The 12,434-nt window shown below is 76.1% G+C and carries 13 protein-coding genes; 7 read left to right on the top strand and 6 right to left on the bottom strand.

Annotation, left to right across the window (positions count from 1 at the left end):
• Positions 1–138: 138 nt before the first annotated feature.
• The gene (locus Q6350_RS01565; RefSeq protein ID WP_304602560.1) at positions 139–492 is read right to left on the bottom strand and encodes a PLDc N-terminal domain-containing protein; all 354 of its coding nucleotides are present in this window, start codon (positions 490–492) and stop codon (positions 139–141) included.
• A 70-nt stretch (positions 493–562) separates the two neighbouring features.
• Between Q6350_RS01565 and Q6350_RS01560 the strand changes: the two genes are divergently transcribed.
• Positions 563–883, top strand: coding sequence for a DUF4229 domain-containing protein (locus tag Q6350_RS01560; protein WP_171246012.1), 321 nt, complete (start codon positions 563–565; stop codon positions 881–883).
• Between the two features lie 19 nt (positions 884–902).
• Here Q6350_RS01560 and Q6350_RS01555 read toward each other — a convergent pair whose 3' ends face one another.
• On the bottom strand, positions 903–1,772 hold the full coding sequence (locus tag Q6350_RS01555; RefSeq protein ID WP_305064826.1) for a 1,4-dihydroxy-2-naphthoate polyprenyltransferase: 870 nt from the start codon (positions 1,770–1,772) through the stop codon (positions 903–905).
• Between the two features lie 11 nt (positions 1,773–1,783).
• Positions 1,784–2,941: an AMP-binding protein gene (locus Q6350_RS01550; protein ID WP_305064824.1), complete on the bottom strand. Its 1,158-nt coding sequence runs from the start codon at positions 2,939–2,941 to the stop codon at positions 1,784–1,786.
• Positions 2,942–3,013: 72 nt separating this feature from the next.
• Between Q6350_RS01550 and Q6350_RS01545 the strand changes: the two genes are divergently transcribed.
• On the top strand, positions 3,014–4,087 hold the full coding sequence (locus Q6350_RS01545) for a DUF3048 domain-containing protein (protein ID WP_304602557.1): 1,074 nt from the start codon (positions 3,014–3,016) through the stop codon (positions 4,085–4,087).
• Positions 4,088–4,108: 21 nt separating this feature from the next.
• On the opposite strand, the gene Q6350_RS01540 is transcribed toward Q6350_RS01545, so the two are convergent.
• Entirely contained in the window at positions 4,109–5,107 is a 999-nt protein-coding gene (locus Q6350_RS01540) for a 1,4-dihydroxy-2-naphthoyl-CoA synthase (protein ID WP_304602556.1), read from the bottom strand.
• A gap of 92 nt (positions 5,108–5,199) precedes the next feature.
• Between Q6350_RS01540 and Q6350_RS01535 the strand changes: the two genes are divergently transcribed.
• From Q6350_RS01535 to Q6350_RS01520, 4 genes are all read left to right on the top strand, one after another.
• On the top strand, positions 5,200–5,382 hold the full coding sequence (locus Q6350_RS01535) for a hypothetical protein (protein WP_171246009.1): 183 nt from the start codon (positions 5,200–5,202) through the stop codon (positions 5,380–5,382).
• Between the two features lie 57 nt (positions 5,383–5,439).
• Positions 5,440–6,456: an o-succinylbenzoate synthase gene (locus Q6350_RS01530; protein ID WP_304606751.1), complete on the top strand. Its 1,017-nt coding sequence runs from the start codon at positions 5,440–5,442 to the stop codon at positions 6,454–6,456.
• Complete coding sequence (gene menD / locus Q6350_RS01525) at positions 6,453–8,273, top strand: 2-succinyl-5-enolpyruvyl-6-hydroxy-3-cyclohexene-1-carboxylic-acid synthase (RefSeq protein ID WP_304606752.1); 1,821 nt, start codon at positions 6,453–6,455, stop codon at positions 8,271–8,273. Before Q6350_RS01530 ends, menD begins: the two co-directional genes overlap by 4 nt.
• 120 nt (positions 8,274–8,393) lie before the next feature.
• Positions 8,394–9,920 (top strand): S1C family serine protease, encoded by a 1,527-nt coding sequence (locus Q6350_RS01520; protein ID WP_305064821.1) that lies wholly within the window; start codon positions 8,394–8,396, stop codon positions 9,918–9,920.
• A gap of 95 nt (positions 9,921–10,015) precedes the next feature.
• Here the strand turns inward: Q6350_RS01520 and Q6350_RS01515 are convergent, their stop codons facing one another.
• Positions 10,016–11,386: an isochorismate synthase MenF gene (locus Q6350_RS01515; protein ID WP_304602552.1), complete on the bottom strand. Its 1,371-nt coding sequence runs from the start codon at positions 11,384–11,386 to the stop codon at positions 10,016–10,018.
• A gap of 59 nt (positions 11,387–11,445) precedes the next feature.
• Between Q6350_RS01515 and Q6350_RS01510 the strand changes: the two genes are divergently transcribed.
• Positions 11,446–12,144 carry a demethylmenaquinone methyltransferase gene (locus Q6350_RS01510; RefSeq protein WP_305064819.1) on the top strand — a complete coding sequence of 233 codons (699 nt, stop codon included), beginning with the start codon at positions 11,446–11,448 and terminating at the stop codon, positions 12,142–12,144.
• 29 nt (positions 12,145–12,173) lie between these two features.
• On the opposite strand, the gene Q6350_RS01505 is transcribed toward Q6350_RS01510, so the two are convergent.
• Positions 12,174–12,335: a hypothetical protein gene (locus Q6350_RS01505; RefSeq protein ID WP_171246004.1), complete on the bottom strand. Its 162-nt coding sequence runs from the start codon at positions 12,333–12,335 to the stop codon at positions 12,174–12,176.
• Positions 12,336–12,434: the final 99 nt, after the last annotated feature.

Below are 12,434 nucleotides of genomic sequence, written 5' to 3'. Positions count from 1 at the left end.
TGGATGACCCTGACTCGCGGAGCACTGCCCTGACTCGCGGGGGATCGCCCTGACTCGCGGGGGATCGCCCTGACTCGCGGGGGATCGCCCTGACTCGCGGGGCCGCCCGTGCGGCCGGGAAGGGTCCGGCCGCGGCGATCAGGCCGACGGCGCGTCGGGCCCCTCCTCGTCACGCTTCCTGCGACGTTCCTCACGCCGCTTCTCCTGCTCGATCCGCCACAGGAAGTCCGGGTCGTCGTCGGGCGCGACCGGTCCGGAGGGGCGTCGCGGTCCGCGCCCCGGGCGGCCGGTACGCCCGCCGCCGGACCCACGGCGCCGGGTCCGCTTGGTCACGAGCCACGAGATCGGCCCGAAGACCGGCAGGAACACGATGATGATCAGCCAGAGCCAGGTGGGCAGGCCGCCGCGATCCTCCTCCTCCGACCCGGCCAGGTCGGCGAGGGTGTAGACCATCAGGCCGATCACGAGGAGGATCACCACGACGCGCAACATGCCTCCAGCCTAGAACGACCGCGAGGGTGCACCGCATCCGGGGCTGTCGGCACGGCCTTACCCTGGTGACGTGCCACTGCTCATCTACTCCGCGCTGCGCCTCCTCGTCTTCGTGGCCGCGCTCGTGCTCGGATACCTCGTCGGTCTCGGCGGGTGGCTGCTGCCGCTCGTGGCGCTCGTCGTCGCGTTCGCCGTCTCCTACCTCGCGCTGCGTCGGCAGCGGGACGACGCCGCGGCCTGGCTCGCGGAGCGCGACCGGCGCCGCAAGGAGCGCACGCGCGGCGACACGCGGATCGACGAGGACGCCGCCGCCGAGGACGCGGTCCTCGACGCCGACCGGTCGGAGCACGCCGACGGCACCGCGGCCGACGGCCCGCAGCAGCGTTCCTGAGACCCGACGCGGCGGCCGGTCACAGGGCCAGGCCGAGCCCCAGCAGGATCCCGTAGGCGAGCTCGAAGAGGCCGGTCCCGGCCAGGACGGGCACCAGGGCGCGTCCCTGCGCCCCGGCCAGCACCGGCAGCACGAGCAGGACCGTGGGCAGCAGGAGCAGCGCCACCAGGAAGGCCCACGGGTTCCAGATCGCGCAGACGAGCCCGAGCAGCACGGGCACGACGAGCCACAGCGCGTACAGCCGGCGAGCACGGTGGTCGCCCACCCGGACCGCGAGCGTGCGCTTGCCCGCCAGCACGTCGGTGGGGATGTCGCGCAGGTTGTTGATCATCAGCAGCGCGCAGGCGATGAGCCCGACGCCGACGGCGCCCAGCACCGCGGGCCACGAGATCCGGTCGGCCTGGGTGTACGTGGTGCCGAGCGTGGCCACCAGCCCGAAGAAGACGAAGACGCCGACCTCGCCGAGCCCGGCGTAGCCGTAGGGGCGCTCGCCACCGGTGTAGTACCAGGCGGCCAGCATGCTCAGGGCGCCGACGGCGATCAGCCACCAGTGCCCGGAGACGGCGCACAGGGCGAGCCCCAGCACGGCGGCGACGCCGAACGCCGTGAACGCCGCCCCCTTGACCTGACCGGGCCGCGCGGCGGCGGACGCGGTGAGCCGCAGCGGCCCGACCCGGTCCACGTCGGTGCCGCGCACGCCGTCGGAGTAGTCGTTGGCGTAGTTGACGCCGACCTGCAGCGCCAGGGCCACGCCGAGCGCGAGCACGGCGGGCAGCCAGGCGAAGGCGTCGAGCTGCGCCGCCGCGCCGGTGCCGATCGCGACAGGGGCCGCGGCGGCCGGCAGCGTGCGGGGGCGCGCGCCGGCGAGCCACTCAGCGGCGGTGGCCATGGGTTCTCCTCTCAGCGGTGTGCGTCGTGGTGACGCACGAGATCCACGACGGCGGCGCGGTCGACCTTGCCCGGACCACGCCGCGGGAGCCCGGCGACCTCGAGGATCCGCCGCGGCGCCGCGGGCCGCCCCAGCCTAGCGGCGACCGCCGACCGCACGGGCGCCAGCGCGGCGTCGGGCAGCCAGCCGGCCGGCGTCCCGGGCGGTCCGGTGACGACGGCGACGACGGCCTGCCCCCACTCGGGGTCCGGCACGCCGACCACGCACACCTCCCCGTCGAACAGCTCGCCGAGGACCGCCTCGACCGCCACCGGCGCCACGTTCTCCCCACCGGTGACGACGACGTCGTCCGCCCGGCCGAGAACGCGCAGCACCCCGTCCCGGAGGGTCCCGAGGTCGCTGGTGCGGAACCAGCGGCCGTCAGGACCGTCGTGGAAGGCGGCCGCGGTGGCCGTCTCGTCCCCGAGGTAGCCGGAGGCGAGCACCGGGCCGGAGAGCTCCACGACCCCCGGCGCGCCCGGGTCCGCGTCGATCCGCACCCGGACGCCCGCCAGCGGCACGCCGTCGTACACGCACCCGCCCGACGTCTCGGACATGCCGTAGGTCCGCACGACCCGCACCCCGGCCTCCCGGGCGCGACGGACCAGCACCGGCGGGGCGGCGGCGCCGCCGAGCAGCACCGCCCCGCAGCGTGCCAGCGCGTCCAGCGCCCGGGGCGCCCCGTCGTCGGCCGCCTGCACGACACGGTGCAGCTGGGTGGGCACGAGCGAGACGTGGACGGGATCGTCGCCCGCGAGCGCCTCGGCCAGCAGGTCCGCGAGACGGGACGGCGTGAACGGTTCGTCCGGTGCGGCCGCGACCAGCGGCGTGCCGGCCAGGACCGACCGGGCCACCACCTGCAGCCCCGCGACGTGCGTCGCGGGCAGGGCCAGCACCCAGCGGCCGGGCGCACCCAGCCGGTCCGCCGTGGCGGCGGCCGAGGCGCGCAGCGCGGCGCCGCTGAGGGCCACCTCGCGGGGTGTCCCGGTGGACCCGGAGGTGCGCACGACGGCAGCGGTCCCGGGCGGCGGGGCGGCGTCGCCGAGGCGGGGGAGCGGGACGACCGGCGGGCCGCCGTCGAGCGCGCGGCGCGTCCGGTCGACGAGGGCGGACACGTCGGGGGGCAGCACGCAGGTCACGATAGTGCGCCGCTCGGGCGTGGCGGGCCGTAGCCTGTTGCCACCCTGCACGAGGAGGAAGTGGTGGCACGACGTCCGACGGCGCTCGCGCTCGTCCTGGCGATGCTCATGCTCGCGGGATGCTCCGCCGAGCCGCCCGAGGCCCCGGCCCCGGTCACGGTGGCCCCGGACGTGTCGCGCGCGAAGATCGGCCCGCCGGCCCCCGCCGAGCCCGAGCCGTCCCCGACGCCCGAGCCGCCGCGCTGGCCGTTGACGGGCAAGCGCACGGACAAGGTGCCCGAGCGGCCCGCGGTGGCCGTGAAGATCGAGAACTCCCCGGCGGCCAGGCCGCACTCCGGGCTGCACCGGGCCGACATCGTGTGGGAGCAGGTCGTCGAGGGCGGCATCACGCGTTTCGTGGCCGTGTACCACTCGAGCTACCCGGACGCCGTCGGCCCGATCCGGTCGGTGCGGCCCATGGACCCGGCCACCGTCGCCCCGATGGACGGGATCCTCGCCGCCTCCGGCGGGATTCCGGCCTTCCTGCGCGCCGTGGAACGGTCCGGCACCCAGCTCGTGATCAACGACGACGGCGACCCGGGGTTCTGGCGGTCGTCGCGCCGGTACATGCCGCACAACGTGTACGGCGACGTCGGGACCTTCGCCCGCCAGGCGGACCGGCGACGGGCGGAACCGCCGCCCGCCCAGTTCACCTACGCCCGCGGCTGGAAGGGGTCGACGGCGCGGTCGGACGGGCGGCGGGGCCGCGTCGCCGACGTCCGCCTGTCCCGGGCGCAGCGCAGCACCTGGACCTGGAACGCGGGCGACCGCGCCTACCGGCGCAGCGACAACGGCGTCCCCTCGATCTCCTCGGGCCGGCGCGTCACGGCGCGCAACGTGGTGCTGCTGCGGATGAAGGTCACCAACACCTCCCACCGCGACGCCTCGGGCGCCAAGGTGCCCAAGACGGAGCTGGTCGGCTCCGGCACCGGGACGGTGCTCAGCGGCGGCCGGGCGGTCGACGTGGAGTGGACCAAGAAGGGGCGCGGCAAGCCGCTGCGGCTGACCCGGCCGAACGGCGACGAGGTGCTGCTGGCCCCGGGCCGGACGTGGGTCGAGCTGGTGCCGCGCCGCGACGGGTCCTGGTCGGTCTCCTGACCGCAGGCCCGGCGCGGCCGGTCAGTACGCGTAGGGGAACCGGCTCCAGTCGGGCTCCCGCTTGCCGAGGAACGCGTCGCGGCCCTCGACCGCCTCGTCGGTGAGGTAGGCGAGCCGCGTCGCCTCCCCGGCGAACACCTGCTGGCCCATCAGGCCGTCGTCGGCCAGGTTGAACGCGTACTTCAGCATGCGGATCGCCTGCGGCGACTTGCCCGCGATCGTCAGGGCGTACTCCAGGCCGAGGGCCTCCAGGTCCTCGTGCTCGGCGACCTCGTTGACGCCGCCCCAGCGCTCGGCGTCGTCGGCGGAGTACTCGCGGGCCAGGAAGAAGATCTCCCGTGCGCGCTTCTGCCCGACCTGGCGCGCCAGGTAGGCCGAGCCGTAGCCGCCGTCGAACGAGCCGACGTCGGCGTCGGTCTGCTTGAACCGCCCGTGCTGCCGGCACGCGATCGACAGGTCGGCGACCACGTGCAGGGAGTGCCCGCCGCCGGCGGCCCAGCCGTCCACGACGGCGACGACGACCTTCGGCATGGTGCGGATCAGCCGCTGCACCTCGAGGATGTGCAGGCGCCCGGCGCGGGCGGGGTCGACGGCGTCGGCCGTGTGGACCTCGCCGCCGCCGTCGGGCGCCGTCGTGTACTGGTAGCCGGACCGTCCGCGGATGCGCTGGTCCCCGCCCGAGCAGAACGCCCAGCCGCCGTCCTTGGGGCTCGGGCCGTTGCCGGTGAGCAGCACGGTGCCCACGTCGGAGGTCATGCGGGCGTGGTCCAGCACCCGGTACAGCTCGTCGACGGTGTGCGGTCGGAAGGCGTTGCGGACCTCGGGGCGGTCGAACGCGACCCGGACCACCGGCAGGTCGCGGACCTGCTCGGTGCCGTCGGCCGCCGTGGACCGCTCCACACCCCGGTGGTAGGTGAGGTCGGTCAGCCCGTCGAAGCCCGTGACGGGGCGCCATCGGGTCGGGTCGAACGTCTGCGAGACCTGCGGGGGGACCGGAGGAGTGCTGTCGGAGTGGCTCACGGCCTCAGGGTAGTCGCGGCTCGACACGCCGATCACGCGAGATGTGCGCGTCATCCGTGGAATCTGCACAACTGCAGTTGCACCATGGGGGCATGGACAAGACGCGATCCCACAGCGCCGAGGTCGCCGACCCGGACGAGGTCGTGGACGAGCTGATCGCCTACGACGCCGCCGAGGTCCGGCGCGCCACCGTCACCACCCAGAGCGTGCCCGTCGCCACGGTCGGCACTCCCGGCATCCTGCGGCACATGCCGCCGGAGGAGTTCACCGACTGACGGTGCCCGGTCCCCCCGCGTGCTGCCGAGCCGCGGACGACCTCCTACCCTGAGGACGTGCCCGTCTCCCTGCCCGCGACGCCCCGGCGCCGCTACGTCTGGTCCGCTCCGCTGCGCACCCCGTTCCGGGGACTGACCAGCCGGGACGGTCTGCTCCTGGCCGGCGAGGCCGGGTGGGGCGAGCTGAGCCCCTTCTGCGAGTACGACGACGCCGAGTCCGCCACCTGGCTGCGGGCCGCGCGCGAGGCGGCGGACCTCGACTTCCCGCCACCCGTGCGTGACGCCGTCCCGGTCAACGTGACGGTGCCCGCCGTCGACCCGGAACGCGCCCGCGAGATCGTGCTGGCCTCCGGCGGGTGCCGGACGGCGAAGGTCAAGGTGGGCCAGCGGCTCCCCGACGGCTCGGTCGAGCCCGTCGAGGCCGAGCTCCGCCGGGTCGAGGCGGTCCGGGCCGTGCTCGACACGCTGCACGGACCGGCCGTCGGCCGGATCCGCGTCGACGTCAACGGCACCTGGGACGTCGACGCGGCCCGCCGCCGCATCCCGTTGCTGGACCGCGCCGCCGGGGGGCTGGAGTACGTCGAGCAGCCCTGCGCGACGGTGGAGGAGCTGGCGGCCGTCCGCCGTGCCGTCGACGTGCCGGTCGCGGCCGACGAGTCGATCCGCCGTGCCGAGGACCCCCTGCGGGTGGTGCGCGCCGAGGCGGCCGACGTCGTCGTGCTCAAGGTCCAGCCGCTCGGCGGGGTGCGGGCCTGTCTCGACCTGGCCGAGCAGGTCGGCCTGCCGGTCGTGGTCTCCTCGGCCCTGGAGTCGTCGGTCGGGCTGGCGGCCGGGGTGGCGCTCGCGGCCGCCCTGCCCGAGCTGCCGCACGCGTGCGGGCTGGCCACCTCCCAGCTGCTCACGCGGGACGTCACCGACGAACCGCTGCGCCCGGTGGACGGGACGCTGCCGGTGCGCCGGGTCGGCCCGGACGCGGGGGCGCTCGCCGCCGTCGCCGCCCCGCCGGAGCTGGAGCAGCGCTGGCTCGACCGGCACGACCGGCTCGCCGCGCTCCTCGACGGGGCCGACGCGTGAGCCCCGCGCCCGACGGCGGCACGGCCGCCCCCGCGGTCACGGCAGCCCGCGCGCTGGTCGCGGACCTGGCCGCGCAGGGCGTGCACGACGTCGTGCTGGCACCCGGGTCGCGGTCCGCCCCGCTGGCCTACGCGCTGGCCGAGGCGGACGCCGTCGGCCTGGTCAGGCTGCACGTGCGCATCGACGAACGCTCGGCGGGCTTCCTCGCGCTCGGACTCTCCCGGGGGTCGGCGGCCGGTGCCGCGGAGGCAGCGGTACCGGCCCCGGTCGCCGTGGTGACCACCTCGGGCACCGCGGTGGCGAACCTGCACCCCGCCGTCCTGGAGGCCTCGCACAGTCGTGTGCCGCTCGTCGTCCTGACGGCCGACCGGCCGCACGAGCTGCGTGGCACCGGCGCCTCCCAGACCACCGACCAGGTCGGGCTCTTCGGCGCCGCCGTCCGCTACACCCTCGACGTGCCCGCGCCCGACGGACGGGACGGCGAGGTGCGCGACCTGCTGTCCGCCGCCCGGCGGGCGGTGGCCGCCGCCCGGGGTCTGCGCGACCGGCATCCCGGCCCGGTCCAGCTCAACCTCGCCTTCCGGGACCCGCTGCACCCCGTCGGTGGCGCGGACGACGACGCGGCCACCGCGCCCGCGCAGCCCGGCCGGGGTGTCGAGGTCGTGCCGCCGGCGGCGGGGCCGGGGGCCGACCCGGCGCTGCCGGGGGACCCGACCCGCACCCTCGTCGTGGCGGGGGACGGTGCCGGTCCGGACGCGCGCCGGCTCGCCGAGGCCCGCGGCTGGCCCCTGCTCGCCGAGCCGACCTCCGGCGCCGGCGGCGGCCCGCGGGCCGTGGCCGCGTACCGTTCGGTGCTCGGCGCCGACGGGCTCGCCGACGACGTGGAGCACGTCGTCGTCCTGGGCCGGCCCACGCTGTCGCGCCCCGTGCAGCGCCTGCTCGCCCGCCCCGACGTGCACGTCACCGTGGTCGCGCCGGGGGGCGGGCCGTGGCCGGACCCGGCCCGGCACGCCGCACGGGTCGTCGACCGCCTCGCCGACCGCTGGTTCGCACCCGGCGAGCCCGCCGACGGCGGGGCGTTCGCCGCGCGGTGGCAGGCGGCGAGCCGCGCGGCCGCCGCCGAGGTCGACGCCGTCACCCGGACCGACGCCGTCGACGCCGACCTCGTGACGGCCCCGCACGCGGCCCTGGTCGTGGCGCGGGCCGTGGTCGCCGCGACCGGGGCCGGTGACGTGCTGGTCGTGGGCGCCTCCAACCCGGTGCGGGACGTCGACCTCGTCCTCGGTCTCGACGCGGCGCCGGACGCCCCGCCGGCCCGGATCCTGGCGAACCGCGGGCTGGCCGGTATCGACGGGACCGTCGCGACGGCCTCGGGAGTGGCCCTGGCCGCCGGCCGCCAGGGGGTGCGCACCCGGGCCCTCGTGGGCGACCTGACCTTCCTGCACGACCTCAACGGCCTGCTGCGCGGCCCCGCGGAGGACCGTGCCGACCTGCAGGTCGTCGTCGTGAACGACGACGGCGGGTCGATCTTCGCCACGCTCGAGCACGGGACCCTGGCCCAGGAGGGTCCGGAGGCTGCCGCGACCTTCGAGCGGGTCTTCGGCACGTCGCACGGTGCGGACCTGGCCGCGCTGTGCGCCGGGTACGGCGTGGCCCACCGGCGGGTCGACGACCTGACCTCCCTGACCGGCGCGCTCGCGCGGCCACCGGCCGGGGTGAGCGTGGTGGAGGTGCGCGTGCCGCGGGCCGACCGGCTCGCGGAGTCCCGGGACCTCGCCGCCCGGATCGCCACGGCCGTCCGGTCCGCCACGCGCTGACCAGGGGACGACGGGTGTCCTCGGCACGAGGGGACGGCGGTTGACAGGAAACTCTCAGGTCCGCCCAAGGCTCGGCCAAGGCTGATGGTGTGGTGTAGGGGCAGACATCGAGGAGGGCACATGAGCACCGAGCACACCCCCGCACCGCAGCAGCCGTCGGGCCAGGAGCACCCCGTCGAGCAGCCGACGCACCCGCTGCCGGCCGCACGCCACGAGGGCGCCGCGACGCAGGCTCCGGCACCCGACCGGCAGGCCGCGCCGCAGCCCGTCGGCGCGGCGCCGTCGCACCAGCCCGGCCCGGCCTACGGCCCGTCCTACCAGACCGGATGGTCCGGGGGCGCGCCGACGTACCCGCCGGCGGCGGGCGCCGAGCGGCGTCGCACCCCGTGGGTGCCGGTCGTCGCCGCGGCCGCCGGCGCCGCCGTGCTCGCGAGCGTGGCGACGGTCGGCGCGGTGTCCCTGCTCGACGACGGCACGAGCGAGTCCTCGCTCGCCGAGGTGGGCGCGTCCACGACCTCGCAGGCGGCCCCCGTGGCCAGCTCGACCAGCGAGAACCCGGACTGGCAGGCCGTCACCTCGGCCGTCGCGCCGTCCGTCGTGGCGATCCAGGTGAGCAGCCAGTCCGGCGGGTCCGAGGGGTCGGGTGTCGTCGTCGACGAGGCCGGGCACGTCCTGACCAACAACCACGTGGTCGCCGGCGCCGCGGACGGCACCGTCCAGGTCACCCTGTCGGACGGGCGCCTGTACGAGGCCACGATCGTGGGCACCGACCCCACGACCGACCTCGCCGTGGTCCAGCTGGTCGACCCCCCGGACGACCTGCAGCCCGCGACGTTCGGCGACTCGGACGCCGTCCAGGTCGGTGACTCCGTCCTGGCCGTCGGCAACCCGCTCGGCCTGGCCAACACGGCGACCACCGGCATCGTCTCGGCGCTGGACCGCCCCGTGGCGGCGTCCGGCAGGGGCGGTGGCGACGTCGTGGTGACCAACGCGATCCAGATCGACGCGGCCGTCAACCCGGGCAACTCCGGGGGACCGCTGTTCGACGCGCAGGGCCGGGTCGTCGGGATCACCTCGTCCATCGCGACGATGTCCGGCGGGGCGGGCGGCGCCTCCGGGTCGATCGGTCTCGGGTTCGCGATCCCGGTGAACCTGGCCACGAACGTCTCCGACCAGCTCGTCGAGGACGGCACCGCCGAGCACGCGTTCCTGGGCGTGTCCCTGCGGGACGCGACGGCGACCGCCGACGGCGTCACGCGCCGGGGTGCCGAGGTCGTCGAGGTCGTCGGCGGTTCACCCGCCGCGGAGGCCGGCCTGCAGGCCGGTGACGTCGTCGTCGCCATCGACGACGACTCGGTCAGCGGTGCCGAGTCGCTGACCGCCTACGTGCGCGAGCGCACCGCGGGCGAGTCGGCGTCCGTCACCTACGTGCGTGACGGCCGGGCGGCCTCGGTCGACGTCTCCTTCGCGGTCCGCGAGGAGACCGTCGGGTCCGGCCAGGGCGGACAGGACCAGCAGCGCGACCAGCAGCAGGACCAGGACCAGCAGCGGGACCAGGACCAGCAGCAGGAGGGTCAGGACGGGTCGTCCGACCCGACGGCGCCGGACAACGTCCCGAACTGGCTGCGCGAGCTGTTCGGCGACTGACCGGTCCCCTCCCGGTCACACCGGTGCGGTCGCGCGGAGCGGGTCCGGTCGAGCTGTCGACCGGACCCGCTCCGTCCGTGCGGACGGGACGTCGCTCAGACGCCGAGGGCCCAGCGCATGGGCACGAGCTTCGCCTCCGACTCGGCGAGCTCCGCCTCCGGGTCGGAGGCCGCGACGATCCCGCAGCCGGCGAACAGGCGGAGGTGGTGCGGGTCGTCGGCGAGCTCCGCGGACCGCAGCGCGATGCCCCACTCGCCGTCGCCGTCGGCGCCGACCCAGCCCACCGGCCCGGCGTACCGCGACCGGTCCATCCCCTCGATCTCGCGGATGAGGTCGCGCGCGGCCACCGTCGGTGTGCCGCACACGGCCGCCGAGGGGTGCAGCGCCGCGGCGAGCGACAGGGAGCTCGACGGCGTGCCGGGGTCCAGCACCGCGGTGACGTCGGAGGCCAGGTGCATGACGTTCGGCAGGTGCAGCACGAACGGCGTGTCCGGGACGTTCATCGACGAGCAGAACGGCGCCAGGGAGCGCGCGACCGAGGCCACGGCGAACTCGTGCTCCTCCAGGTCCTTCGACGAACGAGCCAGGTGCGCGGCGTGCAGCAGCGCGTCGTCGTCGCTCATCCCGGGTTCACGGCGGATGGTGCCCGCCAGGACGCGGGAGGTGACCAGACCCTTCTCGCTGCGCAGCAGCAGCTCGGGGGTGGCGCCGATCATCCCGGCCACGGAGAACGTCCAGCAGGACTCGTAGCGCGCCGCCAGCCGGCGCAGCAGCCAGCGCGGGTCCACGGGACGTTCGGTGGTGGCGACGACGTCGCGGGCCAGCACGACCTTCTCCAGCTCGCCGGCCTGGATGCGGGCGACCCCCTCGGCCACGACCGCAGGCCAGTCGCGGGCGCCGACCGCCCCGTCGGTGAGCGTCACCCGGCCGGGGTCGTGGACCGGGGTGCGTGCCGTGGCGGCCAGGCCGGCGTCCCCGGGGGCCTCGAGCGTCCCGTCGACGGCGATCGTGGTCATCCACGTCACGTCGCCCCGGCGCCCGACGACGACCCGCGGCACGACGAGCGACCCCTGCGGCGAGGACCCGTCGAAGGCCTCGCCGGTCCCGCCGTCGTCGAACGCGAACGTGCCGAAGGCCACCGGGCCGCTGCCGGGCAGACGGACCTCGTCGCGCACGACGGCGCGGGCGAGGGCGGCGCGCCAGGCGGCGTCGGCGTCGGCGAATCGCCCCGGGCCGTAGGTGTCCAGGCGCAGGGCCTCGCCCCAGCCGACGATGCCGTCACCGCGGCGGACCCAGGTCAGCGGGCGTTCGTCCGGGAGCAGGTCGACCAGCGCGGTGAGCTCGCCCGGCAGGGGGTCCAGCCGTGTGGTGCGGACCACGAGCCGCGGCGGCTCGGGTGCGGGGACGGGGGTGCCGGCGGACGCGCCCGACGGCGGGACCGGCGCCGGGTGGGGCGTGGCGGACATCAGGGTCCAGGGTACGCCGCGTGGGGACCGTCGACCGTCGGCCGTGGGACGATGTGGCCATGTCGCGCGCCAGCCTGGAGAAGAAGCCCGTCGAGGTCGCCTCGATGTTCGACGGGATCGCCGAGCGCTATGACCTCACCAACGACATCGTCTCCCTGGGCCAGGACCGCTCCTGGCGGCGGGCGACGGTGGCCGCGGTCGGGGCCGGCCCGGGGGAGCGGGTGCTCGATCTCGCCGCCGGGACGGGGACCTCGAGCGAGCCGTTCGCGGACGCCGGTGCCGTCGTCGTCCCGTCCGACTTCTCGATGGGGATGCTCCAGGTCGGCAAGCAGCGTCGGGCGGACCTGCCCTTCGTGGCCGGCGACGCGACGCGGCTGCCGTTCGCGGACGCGACCTTCGACGCCGTGACGATCAGCTTCGGTCTGCGCAACGTCGTGGACACCTCGGCCGCGCTGCGCGAGATGCTGCGGGTGACGCGCCCGGGCGGGCGGGTGGTGATCTGCGAGTTCTCGCACCCCGTGTGGGCGCCGTTCCGTCAGGTCTACCTGGAGTACCTGATGCGTGCGCTGCCGGCGGTGGCCGGGGCGGTCACGCGGGACAAGGGGTCGTACGAGTACCTGGCCGAGTCGATCCGCGCCTGGCCGGACCAGGACGGGCTCGGCCGGCTGATGCTGGGGGCCAGGTGGAGCCGCGTGGCCTACCGGAACCTCACCGGCGGCATCGTGGCCCTGCACCGGGCGACCCGACCCGCCGACTGACGATCGCCGGGAGGTCGGGCCGGGGTCGCTCAGTTGCCGGAGGCCCGCGTCTGGGCTCCGGCGACCTTCTCCTGCACCCGGGGGTCGTTCCAGGTGTCGACGGCCAGCTTCCTGGCCTGCTCGAGCTTCTCCCTGCCCTGCTCGGTGCCGAGGTAGTACCCCACGGCGACGCCGACGGCGAGTGCGGTCACGGCCTTCATCTTCAGGTGCCTCCTGTGGCTGGACGATCGGGGCGATGCGCTCACGACCGTATGCCGTGACCCGTCGTGCCGCCACCGTTCCTGCTCGTC

Source organism: Isoptericola sp. b515 (assembly GCF_030588125.1).
Lineage (GTDB): Bacteria > Actinomycetota > Actinomycetes > Actinomycetales > Cellulomonadaceae > Isoptericola > Isoptericola sediminis.
The sequence above is the reverse complement of the archived record's forward strand: the minus strand, read 5'-3'. Positions and strand labels throughout refer to the sequence as shown.